The following is a 24,409-nucleotide window of genomic DNA, read 5'->3' as shown; positions in this document are numbered from 1 at the left end:
TGGGATGACCACACAGGACGACGTGCTGGGGTACTTCGACACCTTGTCGAACTGGGGACGGTGGGGTGACGACGACGAGCTCGGCACGCTGAACCTGATCAGCGACGACGTCCGGCTGGCGGCGGCGCGGGCCGTACGCCACGGCCGGAGCGTGTCGTGCGCGTGGGAGGTCGCCGTACCGGACGACATGGAACGGTCGACGACGGCGTGCCCGTGCGCCGCCGACATGCCGGGGGCCGAGAACATGCCGGCCGCCTTCCACGCCGACCGGCGCTGGGGCTTCTCGAACGAGCGGCTGGGCATCATGTTCCACGGCAACACCATCACCCACGTCGATTCGCCGTGCCACCTGTTCTGGGACGGCAAGATGTACAACGGGCGCTCGCACTCCTCGGTCGACGCCACCACGGGATCGGCGTGGGCGGCCGTCACGGCGGCGGCGAACGGGATCGTCACGCGCGGTGTTCTGCTGGACATCGCGAAGGCCCGCGAGGTGCCGTGGCTGGAACCGGGCCAGGGCGTGTTCCCCGAAGATCTGGAGGAGGCCGAGCGTCGCCAGGGCGTACGGGTGCGGTCCGGCGACGCGGTCCTGCTGCGGACCGGCTACGGCCGCTTCCGGCACGAGAACGGCGCGGCCGGCGGCATCACGCAGGCCGGCTGGCACGCATCCTGCCTGCCGTGGCTGCGGGAACGCGAGGTCGCCCTGATCGGCGCCGACACCCCGCAGGACGTCCAGCCGTCCGGGTACGCGGACGTGCTGATGCCGGTGCACGCCGTGAGCCTGGTCGCGATGGGTCTGTGGCTGCTCGACAACTGCGACCTGGAGGCGTGCGCGACGACGGCCGCCGAGCTCGGCCAGTGGGACTTCCACCTCGCGGTCGCGCCGGTCCGCTTCGCCGGTACGTCCGGCAGCCCCGTCAACCCCATCGCCACCTTCTGACGTCTCCCTGAACCGGTACGCTGAGTTCCGCATCCCAGCTCGGGAGGTGCGATGGCTCGACACGGCCGGCGAGCGGCCCGGGCCATGACTGCCGCCGCGGCAGTCATGGTGACGCTGGCCTGCGGTTCGACGGATGGTCCCCGGCCATCGTCCGTGGCGATGCCGGCCAGCGGCACCGCCACGGTGGAGGTCGGCGGCCGGCAGGTCACCGTGCACGTCCCGGACCTCTACGACCCGGCCCGGCCCGCGCCACTGGTCGTCGCGTTGCACGGATACACGTCCGACGCGAAGGAGCTGGAGACGTACTTCAGGCTCACTCCCGAGTCGGACCGGCGAGGATTCATCTACACCTATCCGGACGGAACGACCGATGACCGCGGCGAGCGTTTCTGGAACGCCACCGACGCGTGCTGCGCCTTCTCCGGTTCGGCACCTGACGACTCGCGGTACCTCAGCGAGCTCATCGCCACGATTCAGGGTTCGTACCGGATCGACCGTGCCCGCGTCTACCTGATCGGCCACTCGAACGGCGGTTTCATGGCGTTCCGGATGGCATGTGATCATGCCGATCAGGTCACCGCGATCGTCTCCCTCAACGGCGCGACCTGGAACGACACCGCACAGTGCCGGCCGTCCGAACCGGTGGGCGTGCTCGCCGTCCACAGCAGCGACGACGAGACCGTGGCGTTCGGCGGCGGTCTCCTCGGTCGCCGCGTCCATCCGTCGGCGGCCACCACGATCGACCAGTGGCTGGGCTACAACCGGTGCGCCGGAACCGGCCGCGACGCGCCTGAGCTCGACCTGGTCGCCGACCTGCCGGCCGCCGAAACGTCGGTACGCACCGACTTCCTGCTCTCCCAAGTCCAACCGGCCCGGTAGCCGGGGAAGCCGCCCAGATCTCACCTGGACGATGCCGGGCCGCAAGACCCTGGCACGTCACCGCCGAGCGGGCCATCGTCGACATAGACGTGGAGGTGGCACATGACCTATCTCATCGAGAGCCGCACACTGACCAGCCAGGACACCGCTGTCGTCCGATCGCGCGTGCCGGCCGCTCAGCTTCACGCCTGGCTGGTCGGTGTCTACCGGGAGCTCGACCGCTACCTGACGGATCGCGGTGTCCGGGTGTGCGGGCCGCCGTTCGCCCGGTATGCCGGCCACGGAGGCACGGTCGACGTGGAGGCCGGTTACCCGGTCCCCGGTCCGGTGCCCGGCAAGGGAAGAATCACCGCGTCGCGGCTGCCCGGTGGACGGGCGGCAGCCACTGTTCACCACGGCTCCTACGGGGACCTCGATCCGGCCCAGCAGGCGGTCGCGAGCTGGTTGACGGAGCGAGGACTCGTAGCCGCCGGGCCGCACTGGGACGTGTACTACACGAACCTCGCCGCCCAACCGGACGACGCCGTGGGCAGGACGGACGTGGTGGTGCCCTATCGGGCCGTTTGAGCGGGGTCCCGCGACAACCGCGCCGTCCGGGCCGTCGCGTACTTCGGGGGTCGCGTCGGCACGGCTTCGCACATACCATCATGCCGTGGGAGCGCTCCCAGTCCCGGTGCCGAGCGCTGACCGCCGAAGCAGGAGGAGAAACCGTGCGCTACGGACACTTCGACGACGAGCGGCGTGAGTACGTCATCGACCGGCCGGACACACCGCTGCCCTGGATCAACTATCTGGGCACCGAGGCGTACTTCGGCATCATCTCCAACACCGCGGGCGGATACTCGTTCTACCGCGACGCCCGGCTGCGCCGCCTCACCCGGTACCGCTACAACAACGCACCGTTCGACCTCGGCGGGCGCTACCTGTACGTGCGGGACGACGCCACCGGAGACTTCTGGTCACCGACCTGGCAGCCGACGCGCAGCTCCCTGGACGAGTACGAATGCCGGCACGGCCTGTCGTACACCCGGATCGCCTCCGCCCGGGGCGGCATCCGCGCCGAGACGCTGTACTTCGCGCCGCTCGGCGAGACCCTCGAGGTCTGGCGGTGCCGGGTCACCAACGAGCGCGACACGGCGGCTGAGCTCTCGCTCTTCTCCTCGGTCGAGTTCTGCCTGTGGGACGCGCAGGACGACGCGACCAACTTCCAGCGCAACTTCTCCACCGGCCAGGTCGAGGTGGCCGACGGGGTGATCTACCACAAGACCGAGTACCGCGAACGGCGTGACCACTTCGCCTACTTCGCCTGCTCGGAACCCTTGGCGGGCTTCGACACCCAGCGGGACACCTTCCTCGGCGCGTACCGCGGCTGGGACCAGCCGGCGGCGGTGGAGCGGGGCGCGGCCTTCGACTCGGTGGCGCACGGCTGGGCACCGATCGGCAGTCACCACGTACGGCTGAGCCTTGCGCCCGGAGAGACCCGCGAGGTGATCTTCGTGCTCGGCTACGCCGAGAACCCGCGCACCGAGAAGTTCGACCCCCCGGGATCGCAGACGCTCAACAAGCGCCACGTGCGCCCGGTCATCGAGCACTGGCTGCGACCGGAGACGGTCGCCGAGGGCTTCGCGGCGCTCGGCACCTACTGGGACCGGCTGCTCGGCACCCTCAGCGTGACGACCCCGGACCCGGACACCGACCGGATGGTCAACATCTGGAACGCCTACCAGTGCGTGGTCACCTTCAACATGAGCCGCTCCGCGTCGTTCTACGAGTCCGGGATCGGCCGCGGCATGGGCTTCCGCGACTCCAACCAGGACCTGCTCGGCTTCGTCCACATGATCCCGGAACGGGCCCGGGAACGGATTCTGGACATCGCCGCCACCCAGCTGACGACGGGCGGGGCGTACCACCAGTACCAGCCGCTGAGCAAGCGGGGGAACAACGACATCGGCCAGGGCTTCAACGACGACCCGCTGTGGCTGATCCTGGGCGTCGCCGCGTACCTCAAGGAGACCGGGGACCAGACGATCCTGGACGAGCCGGTGCCCTTCGACAACGCGCCGGGCAGCGAGGCGCCGCTGTACGAGCACCTGCGCCGTTCGCTGCGCTACACCCGGGAGCGGCTCGGCCCGCACGGCCTGCCGCTGATCGGGCGGGCCGACTGGAACGACTGCCTCAACCTCAACTGCTTCTCCGACACCCCGGGTGAGCCGTTCCAGACGACTGAGAACGCCACCGGCGGCGCGGCCGAGTCGGTCTTCATCGCCGGGCAGTTCGTGCTGGCCGGCAAGGAGCTGGCCGCGATCGCCGAGCTGCGCGGGCTGGACGACGAGGCGGCCGAGTACCGCGCCGCCGCGGAGAAGATGACCGGCGTCATCGTCGAGCACGGCTGGGACGGCGCCTGGTTCCGCCGCGCGTACGACTTCCACGGCCAACCGATCGGCTCCGAGGAGAACGACGAGGGGCAGATCTTCATCGAGCCGCAGGGCATGTGCGTGCTGGGCGGCGTCGGCCTCGACGACGGGCTGGCCGTGCGGGCGCTGGACAGCGTGGCGGAGCGGCTGGCCACCCCGCACGGCATCGTCCTGCAGCAGCCGGCGTACTCCGGCTACCGCATCGAGCTCGGGGAGATCTCCTCCTACCCGCCCGGCTACAAGGAGAACGCCGGCATCTTCTGCCACACCAACCCGTGGATCATGATCGCCGAGGCCATGGCGGGCAACGGCGACCGCGCCTTCGACTACTACCAGCGGATCAACCCGTCCGCCCGGGAGGCGATCAGCGAGGTGCATCGATGCGAACCGTACGTGTACGCGCAGATGATCGCCGGCCGGGACGCGCCGGCCCACGGCGAGGCCAAGAACTCCTGGCTGTCCGGCACCGCGGCGTGGAACTTCGTCGCCATCACCCAGTGGATCCTCGGCATCCGGCCGGAACTGACCGGGCTGCGCGTCGACCCGGTGCTGCCCGCGGACTGGTCCGGCTTCCAGGCCACCCGGGCCTTCAGAGGAGTCACCTACCAGATCTCTGTCCGCAAGGCGGCCGGAGTGACCGGCCGGGTCACCCACCTGCTCGTGAACGGTGAACGGGTGGAAGGCACAGTGGTGCCGCCCGCCGTCCCCGGCACCGAGGTTCACGTGGAAGCCGTCATCGAGGGCTCATCCTGATGACCCACTCTTCGGAGTGACGGCACGCGATGGCCGCACACCTGAGAGTGAACCTCTGACATTCGCACCGGTCGGCCCATACGCCCGGGGGCCGGCATCCGGTAGACCCTATGGGGTTCCGGTCGGGACCCGTTCTCGTCGGGCCTGTCGCGAGGAGGTGGCCGGTGTGGGGCCGTTGTCGGTGAGTCTTGACCGCGAGACGCTCTGTCTGGCGCTGCGCGGCGATATCGACTTCACCAACTCGCGGCCGATCACGCTGGCGATCCGGGAGGCTGTGGTCCAGGGCCGGCCGAAGGCGGTGGTGGTGGATCTGGCCGAGGTGACCTTCGTGGATTCCTCCGGTCTCGGGGCGCTGGTGGCTGCCCTGCGCGCGGCGACGGAATGCGGTGCCACGTTCCGGGTGGAACGTCCCAATGCCAATGTGTACGGCCAGCTCGAGATCTCCGGACTGGTGGAGCTGTTCGGTCTGGACGGTCCCGGCGGTGCGCAGCGGTAAGCAGGGACGGTGCCGGCCGTCGAGGGAGGCGCGATGAGCGTGGGGCAGCATCACGAGTACCGGCAGCGGCTGGCCGCGCTGGCTGAGAAGGTGACGCGGGCGCAGCTGGATCCCGAGGCGCAGGTGCAACGGGCGGCCGGGCTGCTGGCGGGCCGGGTCGGTTGCCGGGTCGACGAGGCCCACACGTGCCTGCTGGACCGGGCGGCGCAGCAGGAGCGCCCGATCGCCGCGGTGGCCGGCGACATCCTGGCGTCCTTGCAGGAACGGCCGGGACCCGGGTCACCGTCGCTGGATGCAGTGGTGGACCAGGCGCTGCGCCCGCGAGGCGCGGATACGTCGTCGAGCCGCCGGGCTTCCGCGCAGGCACCGTCACCTGTGATCGACGACTGGGGTCTACTGGTGCAGCAGGTCCTCGATGCGCTGCCGGGTGACCACATGGTGCTGTCGCCGGTGTTCGGCGACGGCACCGAGATCATCGACTGGGTGATCGTGGCGGTGAGTCAGGAGACCGCCGATTTCTCCGGCCGTGACGTGGCCCAGGCGGTGGGCCGGCGGATCACCCGAGCGTATCCGGCTACGGTGGACACCCCGGTCTGGCAGGCGTGGCGTGACGTGGTGACCGACGGACAGGCCCGTGAGGTAGGACCCTTCCCCTATGTCGGCCGGAATGAGCGGTCACCCGCCGAGGTGTTGATGACGGCCTGGGTGTCGCCGGTGGGACCGGGAGTGCTCAGCCGGTGGGTGCGCCACGACGACGAGATCCGGCAGGCCGAGCGGATCGCGCAGACCGAACGGCTGGGCCGGCTCGGCTGGGGCGAAGCCGACCTGGTCACCGGGCAGATCGTCTGGTCGGAGGAGCTCTATCGCATCTATGAGCGGGACCCGTCCCTGGGTCCGCTGCCCAGCGAGGAGCAGGAGGCCCTGACCCTCCCCGAGGACGAACCGATCCGCCGGCAGGCGGCGGAGTCCTTCGGCCGCGGTGAAACCGTCGACGTCACCACGCGTATCCGCGTCGGCGAGCGGGTCAAGCATGTGCGCAGTGTCGTGGACGCGGTCCGCGACGTGCACGGCCGGCCGCTGAGGGTGTACGGCATCGTCCAGGACGTCACCGCGCAGCAGACCACCCGGGCGCAGCTGGCCGAGGCGGAGCAGTTGCTGCGGCGACACCAGCACAGACTCGCCGCCGAGCATGAGCTCGCCGCCCAGCTGCGGCAGATCGTGCTGCCCGTGCCCGCCGATCCGTTCGACCTGCCCGGGCTGCGCGTCGCGGTCCGGTACCTGCCCGCCGAGGAGGCGAGCCGGGTCGGCGGCGACTGGTTCCACGCCGCCCTCGCTGACGACGGCAGCGTGGTGCTTGCGGTCGGGGACGTGGCCGGCCACGGCATGCACGCCGCCACCGTCATGGCCCAACTGCGACACATGCTCGCCGGTCTGACCGTGACGACCACCACCGATCCGGCGCAGCTGCTGTGGCACCTCAACCGGCTGCTCTACTCCACCGCCACCACCGCCACCGCCGCGGTGGCCCGGTTCGATCCGCCGAGCCGATCAGTGACCTGGGCGCAGGGCGGGCATCCGGCACCACTGCACGCCCGCGCCGGCGTCACCACCGAACTCGCCCGGCCGCACGGGCAGTTGCTCGGTGCTGTCCGTGCTGCCCGCTACGACACCGCGACGGTGAGCCTGGCCCCCGCCGATCTGCTGTTGTTCTACACCGATGGGCTGATCGAAGACCGCAGGCACACCCTGGCCGAAGGACTGGCCCCCGTCGTCGCCACCCTCAGCGAGATCTCCGCCTCCGGCAGCCCGCAACCGCTGGCCGACCTGCTGGCCCGGCTGCGCCGGGCCAACCCCGACGACGACACCTGCATCCTCGCCGTACGACACCACACGCCGACACCGCCCGATACCACCGAAGGTAACGATGCCTGAACACCACCGACTTTCGGACGGACACCCGGACCGGCAGCCCGACAGCCGGCCCCCGGTCCTCGACTTCGCCCGCGACGATCTCCGTACGCTGCGCCTCGACGTGACACGATTCGCCCAGAACAACGGCCTCACCGACCCCGCCCTGTACCGATTCGTCCTGGCCGTGCACGAGATCGCCACCAACGCCGTCCGGCACGGCGGCGGCCACGGACGCCTCGAACTCCAACGCACCCGCGACCAGCTCCGGTGCCGGATCAGCGACCGCGGGCCCGGCATGCCGCCCACACGTCGTCACACCCGCCCCGCCCTCGACGCACCGAGCGGACGTGGCCTATGGCTGGCCCAGCATGCCGGCGAGCTCACCTGGACCAGCGACGACCACGGCACCACCGTCACACTGATCTGCCCCGTTGCACCGCCGGCCGCGGTCGATGACGTCCGGGCGGAACCGCGATTCAGCTGACTGGTGTCCTCAGCGGTGGACCGCGCAGGGACGGGTGGTGACGAGCCGGAGCGCGCCGCCGATGGGTTGGGGTGGCAAACCGGCTGCGTCTCGGGGCGCGCACGCGCTGGCGTTTTGTTCGCCGGACGGGCCGGGGCCGCCCCGCCCGGACCGGATCCGCGGCCTCGACATCGTCTTTCTCATTGCCGGCGCCAAGCGATGACTGCAGAAACCGACCAATCACGCCGCCGGCGCTCGCGGCTGCGGCACGTACTGCTTCATCGAGCAAGACGGCGTCTGCCGACTCAGCGCATGAAGGCGTCGTGGACGGCTGCGGCGAGGCCGGCCCGTCGCCGGTCGTGGTCGGCCGCCGGGTCGGCCGGGGTTGCCGTGTAGGTCAGGCTGCTGGGCGACCAGGTCATGGCCAGCGCGATCACCATGGAGTGGATGTCCGCCGCGGTCATGTCCGTGCGGATCCGGCCGGCCCGCTGACCCGCGGTGATGACGTCGAGTTTGGCGGTTTCGTCGGCCTGCGGGAACAGCGGGCCGGCGGGGCTGCGCTCCAGGCGCGCCCACGTGGCCAGGCGCACCAGCCGGGGGTGCTCCAGGTACGCGTCGTAGAGGCGGACCGCGTAGTCGGGCAGGTCCCCGGTGATCGGCGCCTTGTCCAGGATCTCGTTGACCTGGTCGTCGAGGACCGCGTCGAAGAGCTGCTCCTTGCCGGCGTAGTAGGAGTAGATCTGGGCCTTGCTGACCTTGGCGTCGACGGAGATGCGGTCGACGCGCGCCCCGGCGACGCCGTACCGGGCGAACTCGACGGCGCCGGCGTCGAGCAGACGCCGGCGGCTGGCCTGTGACCTGTCCACCCTCCCAGCCTAAACGAACTCGTTCGTTTGGCATGCCACGGCCCGTGCGCTACGGTCGGCAAACGAACCAGTTCGTTTGCGATGACGGGAAGTGACTTCATGAGGGACACCATCGGATGGGCCGCGCTGGACCGGGGCGCTCCGCTGCGGCCCTGGGCCTTTCAGCGCCGCGATCTGCTCGACGACGACGTCGCCGTCCGGATCGAGTACTGCGGGGTCTGTTCCAGCGACATCTCCGCCGTCCGCCACAGCGGCGACGCACCCCTGGTGCCGGGCCACGAGATGACCGGTGAGATCACCGCCGTGGGCTCCGCGGTCACCGGCTTCCGGATCGGCGACAAGGTCGCCGTCGGCAACATCATCGACTCGTGCGGCGCATGCCCGCCCTGCCGCGCGGCCCGGGAGAACTGGTGTGAGCGGTTCCCGACACTCACCTACGGCAACGTCGATCCCAAGGACGGGATGCCGACCCGGGGCGGCTACTCCGCGGAGTACGTCCTGCCGGCGAAGTTCACCTACCACGTGCCCGACGGGCTGGACCTCGCCGCCGTCGCGCCGCTGATGTGCGCGGGCGTCACCACCTACGTGCCGCTCAAGCGCTGGGGTGCGGGCCCCGGCACGCGCGTCGGCATCGTCGGGATGGGCGGGCTCGGTCACCTGGCCCTGAAGATCGCCCATCACCTGGGCGCCGAGGTCGTCCAGTTCACCCGTACCGTGGACAAGGCCGCCGAAGCACGCGCCCTGGGCGCCGACGACGTCGTGGTCTCCACCGACCAGCAGCAGATGGCCGCGCAGCGGGGTCGCTTCGACCTCATCCTCGACACCGTGGGCGCGCCGCACTCCGTCGAGCCCTACCTGGCCGCCCTGGCCATGGACGGAACGCTCTGCGTCGTCGGCATCCCGGAGGCCGACCTCACTGTCAGCCCGCTAAGCCTCATCCAGGGCGCCAAGACCATCGCCGGTGCCGGCAGCGGCGGCACCCGGGAAACGCAGGAGATGCTCGACTTCTGCGCCCGCCACCAGCTCACCGCCGACATCGAGACGTTGCCCCAGCAGCAGGTCAACGAGGCGCTCGCGCGCCTCGCCCGCAACGACGTCCGGTACCGCTTCGTCCTCGACATGACCACCGGATAAACGATTCAGGCTCGCTGGAGCTGGAACCGCTGGTTGGTGCTTCCGGTGACCGTCCACTGGGAGATGCGGGCGCCGTCGGCGGTTGAGGCCTGCCAGACGTCCATGGCCAGGCCGCTCTGCCGGTTGACCAGGCTGCACACCTGGCCGCCGTGGTCCACCACCCGCCACTGCTGGGCGGCGGCATTGGTGTCGGGCTGCTGGGTGATGTCGCCGCTGGTGCCGGTGACCTGCAGGACCAGACCGCTGTGCCGGACCCGGACGCGGTGGTAACCGCCGTCGGAGGGCAGGAACTCGAACTGCTGGTTGAGCCCGGTGGTGACCGGCCACTGGACCAGGGCGGCACCGGCGGCGGTGGAAGCACCGCTGATGTCGGCGGCCTTGCCGCTGTGCAGGGCCACCAGCCGGTACTGGACGCCGGTCTCCACCGGCCCCGACCGGAGCGCGGACGCCCGGTACGTGTGCCCGGCCTGAGCGGTGAACTCGATGAGCCCGGACTCGGGCCGAGTCGGCTGGACCGGGGTGCCGCTGGTCTCGTCGCGCAGCTCGAAGTCGCCGGTCAGCAGTTGACTGCGCATCCGGACGGCACCCGTACGGTCGGGGGTGACGACCAGCTCGACGCCGGTGCTGCTCCAGGTGGCACCGACGGTGTATCCGCCGCGAGCACGCAGACCGCTGACACTGCCGCTCGGCCAGGCCGGCGGTAGCGCGGGCAGCACGTGCAGCTCGCCGTTGTGGCTCTGCAGCAGCATCTCGGCGACGCCCGAGGTGGCGCCGAAGTTGCCGTCGATCTGGAACGGCGGGTGCAGGTCGAACATGTTGGGCGCGAGCCGGTCCGTGCGGACGAGATCACGCAGGAGCTTGTGCGCGCGGGCCCCGTCCTCCAGCCGGGCCCAGTAGTTGATTTTCCAGGCGAGGGACCAGCCGGTGCCGTCGTCGCCGCGCAACTCCAGCGTGCGGCGTGCGGCCGTGTGCAACGCCGGCGTCCCCCGCCGCGTGATCTGGTTGCTCGGGTGCAGCCCGTACAGGTGGGAGACGTGCCGGTGGTTGCCTTCGGTCTCGACCCAGTCGGCCAGCCACTCCTGGATGTTGCCGCGTGAGCCGACCCGGGTCGGCGCCAGCCGGTCCCGGGCCGCGAGCACCTGGGTACGGAAGGCGGCGTCCACGCCCAGCGTTTCCGCGGCCCGGGCGCAGCCGTTGAACAGGTCCCGCAGGATCTGGTTGTCCATGGTCGGGCCGGCGCAGACGCTGGCGTTCGCGTGGTGGGGCAGTTCCGGCGAGTTCGACGGGTTGGTGACCAGATGGCCGAGCGTCGGGTGTGTGACCAGGGTGTCGAGGAAGAACTGGGCGGCGCCCTTCATCGCCGGGAAGTTCGCGCGCAGGAACTCGAGGTCGCCGGTGAACAGGTAGTGGTCCCAGATGAGGGTGGCCAGCCACGCGCCACCGGTCTGCCACATGCCCCACAGCGCGCCGTCGACCACCGACGAGCCCCGCCACGCGTCGGTGTTGTGGTGGGTGACCCAGCCGCCCGCGCCGTACTGGGCCTGGGCCGTGCGGGCGCCGGTCACGGTCAGGTCCTTGACCATGGCGAACACCGGCTGGAAGCACTCGGCCAGGTTGGTCGTGTCGGCCGGCCAGTAGTTCATCGGCAGGTTCGCGTTGATCGTGTACTTCGAGTCCCAGGACGGCGCCATCTCCTCGTTCCAGATGCCCTGGAGATTGGCCGGCTGGGTGCCGGGCCGCGACGACGAGATGAGCAGATACCGGCCGTACTGGAACAGCAGCACGGACAGCTGCGGGTCGTTGGTGGTGGCGTGCTGGGCGATCCGTACGTCGGTGGTCTGATCGGCTGCGGCGGTGCGGCCCAGATCGAGCGTCACCCGGTTGAACAGCTTCTGATAGTCGGCCAGATGGCGAGCGCGTAGCTGCTCGTAGCCGATCGTGCCGGCCGCGCTCAGGCGGGTCCGGGCGATGTTCTGGTAGTCGCCGTTGACGGTACGGAAGTCGACGTAGCTGGTGCCGATCGAGACGAGCAGGGTGACGGAGGTGGCGCCGGCGACCCGCAGCGTGCCACCGGAGCTGCTGACCGTACCGCCGGTGACGGTGGCCTTGGTCAGGGCGAGGAACCGCACCGACCCGGCGATCCCCTCCATGGTGCCCGAGATGCCGTCGAGGCCGATCGTCGCTGCGTCGGGGCTGGACACGCTGGTCCGTTGCGGGCTGTCGAAGGTGGCGCTGAACGTGATCGCGCCGTCGCGGTCGGCGGTCAGCCGGACCACGATCACCTGGTCGGCAGCGCTGGCGAAGACCTCACGCTGATACCGCACGCCGTTGAGGACGTACGTCGTGGTGACGGTCGCGGTGGTCAGGTCGAGGGTCCGGCGGTACTGCGAGGCACCGGCGGCGCTGCCGAAGGCCAGCCGCAGGTTGCCGACCGGCTGGTACGCCAGCTGCCCGGCGGGACTGCCGAGCATCGTCTGGTTGATCAGGTCCTGGGCCTGGGTCCACTGGTCGGCGAAGACCCGCCGCCGGATCTCGGCCAGGTTGGCGGCACCGCGGGGATTGGCGGAGTCGTACGGGCCACCGGCCCACACCGTGTCCTCGTTGAGCTGCAACCGATCCGTGTCCACGTTGCCGAACACCATCGCACCCAGCCGCCCGTTGCCGACCGGCAGCGCCCGCAGCCAGTCGGTACCGGCCGCTTCGTCGTACCAGAGCGCGAGGTCACCGGCCGCCAGCACCTGCGGCGGCGCCTTCGCTCCGGCCCGGGCGACGGCCGTCCACCCCGACGGCAGCAGCGCGGCCCCGGCGCCGGCCGCCCCGGCGGCGAGAAGTTTCCTTCGTGTCACTTCCGACATGGGGCTTCTCCAAGCGTTCTTCACGGGAGGGTCCAGCGTTGGTTGGTGCCGCCGTGGCACGTCCAGACGATCAGCTGGGTGCCGTCGGCGGAGCTGCCGCCGTTGGCGTCCAGGCATCTGCCCGACTGCGCATTGACCAGCGACCCGCCTGTCCCGGCGGTCCAGTTCTGCCCGCCGGCGCCGGTGCAGGTCGACAGCTGCACCGGGCTGCCGTTGGCGGTGCCGGCCACGGTCAGGCACTTGCCGAGGGCCCGCAAGGTGCTGCCGGTGACCGTCCACTGCTGGTTGGCACCGCCGTGGCAGGTCCACAACTGGACCTTCGTGCCGTCGGCGGAACCGGAACCGCTGACGTCGGCACACTTGCCGGCCACACCGGTGATCGGGCCGACCCGGGGCGTGGTCGGGCCGCCGAGCTCCTTGATCCGGATGTTGCGGAACGACACGTCGTCACCGGTGCCGTGGTTCTGGATGCCGACATGGCCGGTGCTCAGCGACCGCAGCGGATCCGTGTTGACGAAGTCGTTGATCTTGACGCCGTTCAGGAGGACCTGCAGATGCTCGCCTTCCACCAGCAGTTCGTAGGTGTTCCACTCGCCGGGTGGGTTGAGCGCGCTGTCCCGGGCGGCGAGGTCGGCCGACTTGACGCCGTACACCGATCCGGTGGTCCGGTCCGCGGTGTCGGTGGCGTCGATCTGCACCTCGTAGCCGTTGGCCAGGGCCGCGTCCGGGTCGTTGCCGGCCGGGAAGCCGATCAGGACGCCGGAGTTGTCGTCACCGGGCATCATCCAGTCCAGCTTCAGCGAGTAGGAGCCGAACTCCTTGGTGCTGTACCAGAGCATGCCCAGCCCGCCGGCGGAGGTCAGCGTGCCGTTGCTGTTGCTGAAACTGCCCGGCCCGGCCTGCGACCAGCCGGTGGTGGCGCCGTTGTAGAGGGTGGTGTAGCCGGTTTCCGGCCGGCAATCCGCCTTGGTGCGGTTGGCCGCGTACCGGATGCCGCCCAGCAGCAGCGACCGGAAGCCCGCCTCGGTGTAGCTGCTCTGGGTGTGGCCGGCTCCGGTGTAGAAGGAGCGGCCGCCCTGCAGGGTCTTGCACCAGGTGTGCGGGTGGTCGGCGCCCATCGTGCCGCCGGAGTAGGTCGACTCGTCCAGGGTCGACAGCACCCGCGCCGACGAGCGGGGGTTGGTGCGGAAGTTGTACCACTCGTCGGTGCGGGTCTGGGCCGGGCTCAGCCCCGCCGTCGCCGCGTGCGCCCGGTTCTCCGTACGGACGGTGGCCGGCTGGATCGCCGGGTGCGAGGCGAAGTACGCCCCGACCAGCTCGCCGTAGAACGGCCAGTCGTATTCGGTGTCGGCGGCGGCGTGCACGCCCACGTACCCGCCGCCGCCACGGATGTAGTTCTCGAAGGCGGTCTGCTGGCCGGCGTTGAGCACGTCACCGGTGGTGTTGAGGAAGACCACCGCTTCGAACCGGGCCAGCTCGGTCGCGGTGAACTGGGCCGGGTCCTCGGTCGTGGTTACCGTGAAACTGTTGGTCGCGCCCAGCTCCCGGATCAGCTGGATGCCGGCCGGGATGGCGTCGTGCCGGAAGGCGGCGGTTTTGGAGAACACCAGGACGTCGTAGGGCGCGTCCGCGGCGTGGGCCGGCGTGCTGCCGGTGCTCGCCAGGATCATCAACGTCGCCGCCGCGACGCCGAGCAGGCTGCGGATTCTCAGGCGCATGGCGGTTCCTCTCAAGGCAGGGTCCAGCGTTGGTTGGTGCCACCGTGGCAACTCCAGATGATCAACTGGGTGCCGTCCGCGGCGCTGCCGCCGTTGGCGTCCAGGCACTTGCCGGACCCGGCGTTGACCAGTGAGCCGTTGGCTCCCGCGGTCCAGTTCTGCCCGCCGGTGCCGGTGCAGGTCGACAGCTGCACCAGGCTGCCGTCGGCGGTGGCGCCACCGGCGATGCCCATGCACTTGCCGAGTGCCCGCAGGGTGGTGCCGTTGCGGGTCCATTGCTGGTTGGCGCCCCCGTTGCAGGACCAGAGCTGGATCTTCGTGCCGTCGGCGGAACCGGCGCCGTTGACGTCGACGCACTTGCCGGCCGCGGCGGTGATTGGGCCGGTGCCGGTGCTCGGCGCCGTGCCGAAGCTGAACGCGTCCACGTCGAACAGCGTGCCGCTGCCGCCCTGGAAGGTCAGATAGAGCGTGGTGGTCCCGGCCGGAGCCCCGGACAGTGCGGTGGACACCTCGGTGAAGGTTTCCCAGCCCCCTGTGACCGGAACGGTGACCGTGCCGAGCACGGTGCCGGTCGGTGAGCCGGCGCGCACCGAGAGCGTGCCGCCCGAGCCGGCCGAGGAAACCCGCGCCGTGAACCTGTTCTCACCGGCCAGGGCATAGCGCTGGAACGCGATCCAGTCGCCGTTGTTGATGTCGCCGACCGTCTGCCCGCCCTCGGCGGCCGCCTTGCTGTACACCGTGGTGCCGGACTGGGTGTTGCGGTGTTCGGCCTGCCGGTGGCGGGGTTGCAGCACGTTCTGGGTGTGGCTGGTCAACGCCGGCTGGCCGTTGGCGCCGTTGTCGGTGTATTCGGCGTCGAAGACCGCGAACAGGTTGGCCGCCGTGTCGTGCTCACCGTCGACCGGGATCGGCAGCGTCCCCGAGCACCCGGTACGCGAGCTGATGGCGTGGCCATGGTCGTCGTGGCCGAGCAGGTAGGTCAGCTTCACCCGGTCGCAGTCGACCGTGCCGTCCTCCGGATCCGACACCGTGATCGTGTACGGCACGCTGTCGCCGAAGGCGAACAGGGTCCCGTCGACCGGCGTGCTCAGGCTCACCGTGGGAGCGGTGTTGCCGACGGTGATGGTCACCGTGGCGCTGCCCGTACGGCCGGCCGGATCGGTCACGGTGAGCGTGACCGCCCGCTGGCCGCTGTCGGTGAAGGTGTGGCTCGGATTGGCCTGCGTGGAGGTGCTGCCGTCACCAAAGTTCCACAAGTAGGTCAGCGCCCCGCCCTCCGGGTCCGAGGATCCGGCGGCGGAGAAGGTCACCGTGAGCGGCGCGCCCCCGGAGGTACGGTCAGCGCCGGCCCGGGCGACCGGTGCCTGGTTGCCCGCGGGGTTGTACTCGATGCGGTACAGCGCGGAGCTGGCGTCGCCGCTGCCCCATCCGGTGCCGTAGTCCAGCACGTACAGGGCCCCGTCCGGGCCGAACGCACTGTCCATGACCTGCGTGCCCCGCCACGGGAAGTCGCTGATCTGCCCGGCCGACCCGTCGGCGTTCACGTCGATGGTCTTGATCCAGCGCCGCCCGAACTCGGTGGCGAAGTAGTGCCCGTCGAGGGCGGCGGGGAACTTCACCGAGGACGGATTGGCCGCGTCGTAGCGGTACACCGCGCCACCCATCGGCGATTCGGACCCGCAGCCGAACGCGGCGAGCGAGCAGTTGTCGTACTTGATCCACGCGGGGCGCGCGGCCGGCAGATTGGTCAACCCGGTGTTGCGCGGCGAGTTGTTGACCGGCGCGGCGCAATTGAACCGGTTCCCCGACGGCCCGGACGGGAACACATAGTCCACGTACGTCTCCGCGGTGGTGTTCGAGCCGGTGCAGTACGGCCAGCCGTAGTTGCCGGCCGACGTGATCCGGTTGAACTCGACCTGGCCGGCGGGTCCACGGGTCGCGGTGGTGGTGCCGGCATCAGGCCCGTAGTCGGCGACGTACAGGACGCCGGTCGGCTTGTCGACGCTGAGCCGGAACGGGTTGCGCAGGCCCATCGCGTAGATCTCCGGCCGGGTGCCGGCGGTGCCGGGCGCGAACAGGTTGCCCGCCGGGATCGCGTACGTGCCATTGGGGTTGACCTTGATCCGCAGCACCTTGCCGCGCAGGTCGTTGGTGTTGCCGGCGGTGCGCTGCGCGTCGTAGACCGGATTGCGGTTGCTGCGCTCGTCGATGGGCGTGTAGCCGCCCGAGTCGAACGGGTTGGAGTCGTCGCCGGTGGACAGGTACAGGTTGCCGGCCGCGTCGAAGTCGATGTCGCCGCCGACGTGGCAGCACATGCCGCGGTTGGTGGCGGTCTCCAGAACCGTCACCTGGCTGGACATGTTGAGCGTGAAGTCGGCGTTGAGGGTGAACCGGGCCAGCCGGTTCACGCCGTTCCAGGCCGAGAAGTCCGTCCCGGTGGCGGGCGCGTCCCCGCCAGGAGTGGACAGCGGCGGCGCGTAGTACAGGTAGATGAACCGGTTGCTGGAGAAGCCCGGATCCACCCCGACCCCCTGCAGGCCCTCCTCGTCGTGGGTGTAGACCGGCAGGGTCCCGATCACGCTGGTGACCCCGGCGGCGGTGGTCCGGCGCAGCACCCCGTTGCGGGCGGTGTGCAGCACCGAGCGGTCCGGCAGCACCGCCATCGACATCGGCTCACCCAGCTCGGCGACTCCCCGGGCCAGCTCCACCTGCTGGAAGTCGGCCGCGTTGACCGGATGGGCGGCGGCCGGTGAGGCGGGGACGGCGATGGTCGCCGCGGTGCCGGCGGCCAGGAGGAATGCGACCGCCGTGGCGGTCAACGCGCGCATTGTCATAGGGCGGTCGCCTTCTGATTGGGCAGCTTCGAGGACGGGAGCGCGTCGGAAGCTCGTCCGGCGGGGCGGGTGGACGGTCCCGCGCTGCTCGCCGCCAGCATCGACGTAAGACGTCATACGTTATAACTGTCGATTGGCGTCGGTCAATGCATTCCCGTGCGAATGCTCCGGACCCGATCGGAGATCTATTTGTCAGCGATGACAATGCGCGACTGGAGAAAAGCGTTCCGAAAAGTGTTACGCCGGGGGTTTATCGGAGAGTGAAATCAGCGGCGGCCAACCGCTCGCGGATCCGCTCCGCCGCGGGCATGCCGAGCTCGGTGTAGAGCCGCAGGGCACGCCGGAAATGCGACCGGGCTGCGGCGGGCTCGTCCAACGCCCGGTGGGCCTCCCCCAGGCCGGCCTGAGCCCGCGCCTGCTGATCGCGACTGCCGATGTCAGCGGCGATCGCGTCAGCCGCGGTGTGCTGGGTGAGTGCCTCAGCCGGCCGGCCGTCGGCCTGAGCCGCTTCGCCGAGACCGTTGAGCGCCCACGCCTCGGCGTCGCGGTCCCCGCTCTCGCGTACGACGGCGAGCGTCTGACGGTGGCACTCCGCACCGCGGGCCGGCTGGCCGAGGCGGGTGTACGCGATGCCCAGATCGTCCATGGTGGCCGCCTCGGCACCGCGATCGCCCAGCTTGCGGTAACCGGCGATCGCCTGCTCGCAGTACTCGGCGGCCGAGCGGTAGCGGCCGAGCTGAGCCTCCACGTAGCCGAGCGTGGCCCGGGCATCGGCCTCGCCGACCGGATCGCCCGCCCGGCCACACAGGTCGAGGGCCTGCCAGAGGTGCTCGGTGGCGGCCGCGTACCGGCCCTGGCGGGTCTCGACCACGCCGAGGTTGACCAGTGAACGGGCCTCGCCGGCCGGGTCACCGACCCGCCGGAACAGCGCCAGCGCCTGTTCGTGGTGGGCGGTGGCGGTCCCGAACCGGCCGAGCCGCTTCTCGATGTTGCCGAGGTTGCCCAGCACCCGCGCCTGGCCGGCCGGGTCGTCCGCCGTACGGAACAGCTCCAGGGCCGACCGCAGGTGGTCGGTGGCCGCCTCGTACCGGCCGAGGCGCAGGTGGGCGGTGCCGAGGCCGAGGAAGGCGTGCCCCTCACCGATGGGGTCGCCCGTGTCCCGCGCCCGGTGCTGAGCCAGGGCGTGCAGGACCAGCGCATCGTGCGGGTGCCCGCCGTCGAGGTACCGGTACAGGGTGGTCGACAGGCGGATGAGGTGGGACGTCCCGGCGTGGACCGCCACGGCGACCAGGTTGGCTCGTTCGGCGTCGAGCCAGGCCCGCGCGGCGTCCGCCTCGCCGACCTCCGGAGACGGCGTGCCGGGCCGGGGCACGCGTGGTCGTTGGCCGGCCTCGGCCGGATACAGCGTGTCCACCGCCGCGGCCGCGGTGGCGAGGTAGTGGTCGGCCATCCGGGTCTGCGCGGCGCGCAGGGCGCGGGGTGGGTCCTCGTCGCGGGCGCGGTCCGCGGCCTAGACCCCGATCAGGTCGTGGAAGGTGTACCGCCCCGGTCCGGCCCGCTGGACCAGGTGGTGCCGGCAGAGATCGTCCAGCGCTGACCGGACCGTGGCCAGGTCGGTCGCGGCGAGAGCGGCGGCCGCGTACGGATCCAGGTCCTGACCCCGATGCAGCGCCGCCAGCCGCAGCACCCGCTGCTGGTGCGGTGCGAGGTGCTGGTACGACCGGTCGAACGCGAGGCGCACGCCGGTGTCCAGCCGCCGGTCCCGGTGCCGCTCGTCGAGCCGGTCGGCGTGGTCCGTCAGGGTCCACCCGGGCGTACTGCGGATGTGTCCGGCGAGCAGGCCGAGGGCGAGCGGCAGGTAGCCGCAGCGCCGGGCGATCCGGGCCATCGCGCCGCTGTCCGGGCCCACCGGGATGTCCGGCGCCGACCGGGTCAGGAACTGCTCGGCGTCGGCGGCGGAGAACACGTCCACCGTCAGCTGGATCGCCGGGTGGAGATCAGCGACGCTGCGCCGGCTGGTGACCAGCATGACGCAGCCGGGTGTGTCCGCCAGCAGCGGACGGAGCTGGTCGGCTGAGGCGGCGTTGTCGAGCACCACCAGGGTCCGCCGGCCGGCCAGCCGGGCCCGGAAGGCAGCCGTACGGGCGGCGAGGTCGAACGGGATCTCCTGGGCCGGCACCCCCAGCAACCGCAGGAAGCCGTCGAGCACCGCACCCGGGTCGGCCGGCGGCTGAGCCGGGTCCAGGTGGAACCCGCGCAGGTTGACGAAGAGGACCCGGTCGAACGGCTGATCGCGAATGAGCAGATGTCCGAGGTGGACAGCCAGCCGCGTCTTGCCCACCCCGGCCATGCCGGCGATGGCGACCACCACTGTCGCGTCGCCGAGCTGGAGCGCGTCGCGCAGCCGCCCGAGTTCGGCGTCGCGCCCGGCGAAGCCGGCGAGGTCCGGCGGCAGGGTGTCCTGGACCCGGACCTGTGCCGAGGCCTGGGCCTCGCCCCCGATCACCCGCAGCGCCTGCCGCCACTGGGTCACGTATCCGACATCGGGGTGCAACGCCCGCACGACGGCGATCACCAGATCGGTGTTCAGCCGTCGCCGGCCGGCCTTGAAACAGTCCGCGACGGTCGCCTTGCGGGCCAGCTCGCCGCCGGGCCGCCCGGTCGCCCGCCACGCGTCGTTGATCCGGTCCTTGATGGTGTCGTACGACGGGCTACCGGCCCAGACCTTCAGCTGACGCAACCCGTCGGCAAGCTCGTCGAGGGTGCCGGCCCGGCCCGGGTCGGGAAGCACGACGAACGCCTGAGCCGAACGACTCGCTGTCACCACATCACCCAACACCGGCCCGGCCGCCCCGTCACCGCATCTGTCCGCAACCCGCCCGCCCGCCGTACGGGATCGTCCGGGAATCCGTCCCCGGCGCCGCCTCCCCCGCACTCTCGGAACCGGACCGGCGCGTTGCCGGGCCACCGACCCGGCGGCATCCGGGAAAAGGGGGACGAACAACAGTGAAGCTTCGCAGCAAGATCTCAGCCGTCGTGGTGACCGGCGCCCTGGCGGGCACCACAGCCCTGGCCGGAGCCGGTCCGGCCCAGGCGGCACCGCCGCCGCCGAACGGGAGCGTCTGCGCGATCCAGACCAGCAACGGCCGGTTCGTGACGGCGGTCGGCGGCGGTGGCCGGATCACGAACGTGATGCGCACCGACGCCACCGTGATCGGCCCCAACGAGAAGTTCACCCTCGAGGCGATCGGCGACGGGGTGCACGTCGACCTGAGGACCCGCCTGGCGAACTACGTGACCGCGGTGAACAGCGGCGGGCTCACCCACAACCAGGTGGCCGACGTGCTGCACACCGACGCGACGAGGCTGGACACCTGGGAGACGCTCGAGCTCGTCGGGCAGGGGGACGGAACGGTGGGCATCCGCCTCTTCGACCGCCACTTCCTGACCGCGGTCGACGGCGGTGGCCGTTCGAGCGGTGCCTTCGACACGAACCGGTCGGTGGTGAAGTCCTGGGAGAAGTTCCGCTTCATCTGTGGCCTCAGCTTCTGATACGACGGCCGGTGGAGTGCAACTCGCACTCCACCGGCTCGCGCGGCCCGGGTGCTACGGCTGTTCCATCCTTCGCTTGAGCCTGCGGAGGTCTGCCAGCACGGCATCAGCGTCGCGTTCGAAGTCCTCGTCACTCATCGCCTCCCGGCGGCGCAGGCTGAACACTACTTCGCAGCCGGCGCCGTCGGTGATCACCCGCAACGGGTTGTAGACCGTCTCGCCCGACTCCAATCGCACATGGTGATCCAGAACGCCTAACTCGTTGCGGGGCACGAAGGTGACCGTGATGCGGCCCATCGGCGAATCCATGATCCACTGCTCGTCCACCCAGTCGATGGAAGTTCCCAGCCCGGGCGCCCACTCGAGCAGGTGAGCCGGATCCGACGCGTAGTCGTAGACCTCCTCGGCCGAGCGATCGATGTGCGTGCTGATGTGTCGAGATTCCAAGGCCACCGTTCCCATGGGCGTGAAATTACCGGGCGCCGGCGACGTCGTCTTGAACAAATCAGCCACGGTCGCCGCCGGCCACGGGCCGCAGCGACGTCCGGGTCGGCGACCGCCCGGTCACCGACCAGCAGGATCGTCGCGGCGAGCCCCGGCCCTCGGCGACGAAATCCATCTCGTACCCGAGATCGTCGGCGAGCACGGCCGCGCGCACGATGAGGTCGCGGCGGGCCTCCAACGGAGTGAAGGCCAGGCCACGCCTCACGACGGCTTCCCGGCATGCGCGGGCGTGATCCACATGTCGCCGGTGGTGGCGTCGCTGCCCGGATACCAGACCGCGGCGATGAGATCCCGCCCGGCCGGCAGGCCGGGAAAGAGCCGGGGCGCCACGGCGTCCGCTCGACGAACCGGCGGTGGTCGGAGCTCTCGTCCATCACGCCGAGATGCGACGCCCAGCCGAGCGAACACACCACCGGCGGCACGGTCAGCTCAGGGGGAAGATCGACTGGGCCCAGGCCGGCCGGGCCGACGGCTGGATCGACGTCACCCACTTCACCCACCAGAAGCCGCGTCGCCCGGGAGCGACGATCCGCGCGGGATAGCCACTCCCGTACGGCAGGCTCCGGCCCCCGACAGCCGTCACGAGCCACACGTCGTCCAGCGTTGACGCCCCGAACCAGCGGGCGTAGCCGGTCACCGACCGCACCTCCACACTGCGCCACTCACCCCGGGCGGCTCCCGCCGCGGTGAGCAGGGCGCTCAGCCGTACGCCGTCCCACTCCTGGCTGCTGAACCAGCCGCTCGTGCAGTCCAGGACCGCGGTGAACCGTTCGTGCGGCAGGTCGGTCACGGCGTCCAGGTCGAAGGCCGCGGAGCCGACGCGCAGTGTCCACCCGTTCCGGTCGAGGCGCTGGATGCCGTCGTTCAGCCAGGACGTGAAGAGCAGTTCGTCCTTCGGCACCGAGCCGGTGAACCGCCGGGCGGTCGCCGGGCCGGTGTCCCAGGCGGCGGTGGCCACGGCGGCGCCCGCGCCGAGGGCCAGCAGGCCCAGCATCGCCCGCCGGTCCGCGTCGGCGCGCCGGGGCCGGACCGCGTGCAGCAGGAAGTGCGCGACCACCGCGGCCAGCGCGCCCACCGCCGCGCCCACGTGGATCTGCATCAAGGTGAGCGGACCGACCCGTTCCAGCCGCCCGGTCGAGTGGACGAGGCCGCTGGCGATCGTGATGACCACGAGCGCGGCCAGGGTGAGGGACAGCACCTTGATCGCCGTGGCCCGCCGCGGCCGGCGCAGGCCGCGGCGGATCACCACGTACTTCCACGGCGTCAGCAGCAGGATGGCCAGCGCACCGGCGGCGTGCAGCTGGATGAGGTCCAGCCACCAGTTGACGCCGATCGTGTTGGCGCCGAGCCCGGTCAGGACGCCGGCCCCGAGCAGCAGCCCGAGCAGCAGGTCGGTGCGCCGGCCGGCCTGCCTGCCGCGCAGCCGGATCCGCATCACCCGACGCTAGCGCAGCCGGCCCGGCCGGCCCGATCTCAGGCCCGGTCGCGCCAGAACAGCCTCTCGTCCCGGTCCGGGTCGTTGACGATCTTGCATTCGGCGTCGAGCCACATCGTGGCGCGCTCGTTGCGCGTGTACGCGGGCCAGCGCGGCACACCCGGCGCGGCCGGCCGCCCGTAGCGCGCGAAGCCGGCCCACAGCCCGCTCATGTGGCGTGCGGTCGCCCGCTGTCCCGGCGGCCGGTCCCCGGCGAGGGTGGCGAACTTGAGGTTGATGTCGGACGCGTGCGGCGAGCCCAGCGGGAAGTTCGTGCCCGGCACCAGCGTCGGGTCCGGGTACGCCAGCTGGTACATGAACACCGGCGCGGCGTGCTGGGCCGCCTTGGCTTCAGCGATCTTGATGGCATCACGCCAGATGGGCGACGTGGTGATCGCGAAGTACAGCTGGGCCGGGGTCGCGGTGGGCCGCGACCGGCGGAACGTCGCGATGATCCGGTCGAGCTCGGCGCCCGGGTAGGTGCCGGCCAGTCTCGTCCGCAGGCCGGCCTCGTCGATGCTGAAGATGTCGGGTGGCCCGAAGAGGCTGAAGAACACCGTCTCGTCGCGGCAGGTGCCGACCATCAGCGGTTTGCCGGCGGAGAAGGGTGCGGCACCGTCGGCGAACGGGTGGCGCGGGATGACGTGGCCGTCGACGAAAGCGCCGAAGCCGGGCAGCGGGTCCGGGTCGCCCCAGGGCGCGACCCCGTTCGCGGCCTCGGACTGCTGGATCTCCAGGAGTCTCGCGGCGGGAATGCTGTGCAGCCGGGGAATGTCCGCCTTGGTCAGTCCGAGCAGTTCCAGCGTGCGCTCGGCCCGGGCGGTGGCACCGTGGCGGGTCGGGAAGCGCAGCGGCGCGGCGCTCTCGATCGAGGCCTTGTGGAACAGCCGGGCGGCCCTGGGCATCGTGTAGACGGCTGCGGTCTTGGCGCCGCCGCCGCTCTCGCCCCAGACCATGATGTTGTCCGGGTCGCCGCCGAAGTTGTCGATGTTGTCGCTGGTCCAGCGCAGCGCCGCCAGGATGTCCAGCATGCCCTGGTTGGCGGCGTAGTCGCCGCGGGCGAGGTCGCCCAGGAACAGGTAGCCGAGCAGGCCCAGCCGGTGGTTCGACTCGACCACCACCACGTCGTAGAGCTGGGCCAGGCGGGTGCCGTCCTGGCCGGTGGCCGAGCCGGAGCCGATCATGTAGCCGCCGCCGTGGTTGTAGAACATCACCGGCCTGCGGCGGCGATCGGCGGCCGGGGTCCAGATGTTGAGGTAGAGGCAGTCCTCGGCGGGGGCCGGCATCCGGCCGTTGCCGTCCGGGCCCATCTCGGCGCCCGCGACCTGGAACGCCGGACGGGGAAAGCTGACCGCGTCGCGGACGCCGGACCAGGGCCGGGGCGGCTGCGGGGCCTTGAAGCGGAGCTCACCGAGCGGCGGGGTGGCGTAGGGCACGCCGAGGAACTTGACGATGCCGTCCTCGCGCCGGCCGCGTACCTTGCCGTAGCGGGTTGCGGCCTCGTCGGTCTTCCGGCCGCCGTGAGCTTGGGCCGGCAGTGGAGTGCTCAGGCCGGCGGCTACGGCCAGCGAGCCGCCGAGGATCGCCCGGCGGGTCATTCTCGAGTTCATCGGTTT

20 protein-coding genes are annotated in these 24,409 nt (G+C 71.0%); 9 read left to right on the top strand and 11 right to left on the bottom strand.

The window, feature by feature from the left end:
• Positions 1–4 precede the first annotated feature (4 nt).
• From ACQP2Y_RS23160 to ACQP2Y_RS23130, 7 genes are all read left to right on the top strand, one after another.
• Complete coding sequence (locus ACQP2Y_RS23160; RefSeq protein WP_433731607.1) at positions 5–940, top strand: cyclase family protein; 936 nt, start codon at positions 5–7, stop codon at positions 938–940.
• Positions 941–991: 51 nt separating this feature from the next.
• Complete coding sequence (locus ACQP2Y_RS23155; protein ID WP_433731605.1) at positions 992–1,819, top strand: alpha/beta hydrolase family esterase; 828 nt, start codon at positions 992–994, stop codon at positions 1,817–1,819.
• Positions 1,820–1,921: 102 nt separating this feature from the next.
• Complete coding sequence (locus tag ACQP2Y_RS23150; protein WP_433731603.1) at positions 1,922–2,386, top strand: GyrI-like domain-containing protein; 465 nt, start codon at positions 1,922–1,924, stop codon at positions 2,384–2,386.
• Positions 2,387–2,529: 143 nt separating this feature from the next.
• The gene (locus tag ACQP2Y_RS23145; RefSeq protein WP_433731601.1) at positions 2,530–4,986 is read left to right on the top strand and encodes a GH36-type glycosyl hydrolase domain-containing protein; all 2,457 of its coding nucleotides are present in this window, start codon (positions 2,530–2,532) and stop codon (positions 4,984–4,986) included.
• 157 nt (positions 4,987–5,143) lie between these two features.
• The gene (locus ACQP2Y_RS23140) at positions 5,144–5,482 is read left to right on the top strand and encodes an STAS domain-containing protein (protein WP_433731599.1); all 339 of its coding nucleotides are present in this window, start codon (positions 5,144–5,146) and stop codon (positions 5,480–5,482) included.
• Positions 5,483–5,515: 33 nt separating this feature from the next.
• Positions 5,516–7,414, top strand: a complete 1,899-nt coding sequence (locus ACQP2Y_RS23135) for a PP2C family protein-serine/threonine phosphatase (protein ID WP_433731597.1) — start codon at positions 5,516–5,518, stop codon at positions 7,412–7,414.
• Complete coding sequence (locus ACQP2Y_RS23130) at positions 7,407–7,877, top strand: ATP-binding protein (protein ID WP_433731595.1); 471 nt, start codon at positions 7,407–7,409, stop codon at positions 7,875–7,877. Before ACQP2Y_RS23135 ends, ACQP2Y_RS23130 begins: the two co-directional genes overlap by 8 nt.
• A 284-nt stretch (positions 7,878–8,161) precedes the next feature.
• On the opposite strand, the gene ACQP2Y_RS23125 is transcribed toward ACQP2Y_RS23130, so the two are convergent.
• Positions 8,162–8,722 (bottom strand): TetR family transcriptional regulator, encoded by a 561-nt coding sequence (locus tag ACQP2Y_RS23125; protein ID WP_433731593.1) that lies wholly within the window; start codon positions 8,720–8,722, stop codon positions 8,162–8,164.
• Positions 8,723–8,821: 99 nt separating this feature from the next.
• Between ACQP2Y_RS23125 and ACQP2Y_RS23120 the strand changes: the two genes are divergently transcribed.
• Positions 8,822–9,856 carry an NAD(P)-dependent alcohol dehydrogenase gene (locus ACQP2Y_RS23120; protein WP_433731591.1) on the top strand — a complete coding sequence of 345 codons (1,035 nt, stop codon included), beginning with the start codon at positions 8,822–8,824 and terminating at the stop codon, positions 9,854–9,856.
• A 5-nt stretch (positions 9,857–9,861) separates the two neighbouring features.
• On the opposite strand, the gene ACQP2Y_RS23115 is transcribed toward ACQP2Y_RS23120, so the two are convergent.
• The 5 genes from ACQP2Y_RS23115 to ACQP2Y_RS23095 form a co-directional block, all read right to left on the bottom strand.
• Positions 9,862–12,711 carry a glycosyl hydrolase family 95 catalytic domain-containing protein gene (locus tag ACQP2Y_RS23115; protein ID WP_433731589.1) on the bottom strand — a complete coding sequence of 950 codons (2,850 nt, stop codon included), beginning with the start codon at positions 12,709–12,711 and terminating at the stop codon, positions 9,862–9,864.
• A 20-nt stretch (positions 12,712–12,731) separates the two neighbouring features.
• Complete coding sequence (locus ACQP2Y_RS23110) at positions 12,732–14,429, bottom strand: ThuA domain-containing protein (protein ID WP_433731587.1); 1,698 nt, start codon at positions 14,427–14,429, stop codon at positions 12,732–12,734.
• Positions 14,430–14,440: 11 nt separating this feature from the next.
• On the bottom strand, positions 14,441–17,257 hold the full coding sequence (locus ACQP2Y_RS23105) for a PQQ-dependent sugar dehydrogenase (RefSeq protein ID WP_433731585.1): 2,817 nt from the start codon (positions 17,255–17,257) through the stop codon (positions 14,441–14,443).
• Positions 17,258–17,513: 256 nt separating this feature from the next.
• Positions 17,514–18,713 (bottom strand): tetratricopeptide repeat protein, encoded by a 1,200-nt coding sequence (locus ACQP2Y_RS23100; RefSeq protein WP_433731583.1) that lies wholly within the window; start codon positions 18,711–18,713, stop codon positions 17,514–17,516.
• Positions 18,714–18,773: 60 nt separating this feature from the next.
• A complete protein-coding gene (locus tag ACQP2Y_RS23095; protein WP_433731581.1) occupies positions 18,774–20,087 on the bottom strand; it encodes an NB-ARC domain-containing protein in 1,314 nt (437 codons plus the stop codon).
• 182 nt (positions 20,088–20,269) lie between these two features.
• Between ACQP2Y_RS23095 and ACQP2Y_RS23090 the strand changes: the two genes are divergently transcribed.
• A complete protein-coding gene (locus ACQP2Y_RS23090; protein WP_433731579.1) occupies positions 20,270–20,815 on the top strand; it encodes a fascin domain-containing protein in 546 nt (181 codons plus the stop codon).
• Between the two features lie 54 nt (positions 20,816–20,869).
• On the opposite strand, the gene ACQP2Y_RS23085 is transcribed toward ACQP2Y_RS23090, so the two are convergent.
• From ACQP2Y_RS23085 to ACQP2Y_RS23065, 5 genes are all read right to left on the bottom strand, one after another.
• Positions 20,870–21,319, bottom strand: a complete 450-nt coding sequence (locus ACQP2Y_RS23085; protein WP_433731577.1) for an SRPBCC family protein — start codon at positions 21,317–21,319, stop codon at positions 20,870–20,872.
• Between the two features lies 1 nt (position 21,320).
• Positions 21,321–21,524, bottom strand: coding sequence for a hypothetical protein (locus ACQP2Y_RS23080; protein WP_433731575.1), 204 nt, complete (start codon positions 21,522–21,524; stop codon positions 21,321–21,323).
• Positions 21,521–21,649: a hypothetical protein gene (locus ACQP2Y_RS23075; RefSeq protein WP_433731573.1), complete on the bottom strand. Its 129-nt coding sequence runs from the start codon at positions 21,647–21,649 to the stop codon at positions 21,521–21,523. Before ACQP2Y_RS23075 ends, ACQP2Y_RS23080 begins: the two co-directional genes overlap by 4 nt.
• Before the next feature lie 94 nt (positions 21,650–21,743).
• Positions 21,744–22,754, bottom strand: a complete 1,011-nt coding sequence (locus tag ACQP2Y_RS23070; RefSeq protein WP_433731571.1) for a molybdopterin-dependent oxidoreductase — start codon at positions 22,752–22,754, stop codon at positions 21,744–21,746.
• Positions 22,755–22,792: 38 nt separating this feature from the next.
• Positions 22,793–24,403, bottom strand: a complete 1,611-nt coding sequence (locus ACQP2Y_RS23065; RefSeq protein WP_433731569.1) for a carboxylesterase/lipase family protein — start codon at positions 24,401–24,403, stop codon at positions 22,793–22,795.
• Between the last annotated feature and the right edge of the window lie 6 nt (positions 24,404–24,409).

This window comes from Actinoplanes sp. CA-051413 (assembly GCF_050955795.1).
GTDB lineage: Bacteria > Actinomycetota > Actinomycetes > Mycobacteriales > Micromonosporaceae > Actinoplanes.
The sequence above is the reverse complement of the archived record's forward strand: the minus strand, read 5'-3'. Positions and strand labels throughout refer to the sequence as shown.

What these genes read in the sequence shown, in the direction of transcription:
- ACQP2Y_RS23155 (WP_433731605.1), top strand. Translation starts at nt 992, where the DNA reads ATGGCTCGACACGGCCGGCGAGCGGCCCGGGCCATGACTGCCGCCGCG.
- ACQP2Y_RS23150 (WP_433731603.1), top strand. Translation starts at nt 1,922, where the DNA reads ATGACCTATCTCATCGAGAGCCGCACACTGACCAGCCAGGACACCGCT.
- ACQP2Y_RS23115 (WP_433731589.1), bottom strand. Translation starts at nt 12,711, where the DNA reads ATGTCGGAAGTGACACGAAGGAAACTTCTCGCCGCCGGGGCGGCCGGC.
- ACQP2Y_RS23065 (WP_433731569.1), bottom strand. Translation starts at nt 24,403, where the DNA reads ATGAACTCGAGAATGACCCGCCGGGCGATCCTCGGCGGCTCGCTGGCC.
- ACQP2Y_RS23160 (WP_433731607.1), top strand. Translation starts at nt 5, where the DNA reads ATGACCACACAGGACGACGTGCTGGGGTACTTCGACACCTTGTCGAAC.
- ACQP2Y_RS23135 (WP_433731597.1), top strand. Translation starts at nt 5,516, where the DNA reads ATGAGCGTGGGGCAGCATCACGAGTACCGGCAGCGGCTGGCCGCGCTG.
- ACQP2Y_RS23070 (WP_433731571.1), bottom strand. Translation starts at nt 22,754, where the DNA reads ATGCGGATCCGGCTGCGCGGCAGGCAGGCCGGCCGGCGCACCGACCTG.
- ACQP2Y_RS23120 (WP_433731591.1), top strand. Translation starts at nt 8,822, where the DNA reads ATGAGGGACACCATCGGATGGGCCGCGCTGGACCGGGGCGCTCCGCTG.
- ACQP2Y_RS23105 (WP_433731585.1), bottom strand. Translation starts at nt 17,257, where the DNA reads ATGCGCGCGTTGACCGCCACGGCGGTCGCATTCCTCCTGGCCGCCGGC.
- ACQP2Y_RS23130 (WP_433731595.1), top strand. Translation starts at nt 7,407, where the DNA reads ATGCCTGAACACCACCGACTTTCGGACGGACACCCGGACCGGCAGCCC.
- ACQP2Y_RS23110 (WP_433731587.1), bottom strand. Translation starts at nt 14,429, where the DNA reads ATGCGCCTGAGAATCCGCAGCCTGCTCGGCGTCGCGGCGGCGACGTTG.
- ACQP2Y_RS23100 (WP_433731583.1), bottom strand. Translation starts at nt 18,713, where the DNA reads ATGGCCGACCACTACCTCGCCACCGCGGCCGCGGCGGTGGACACGCTG.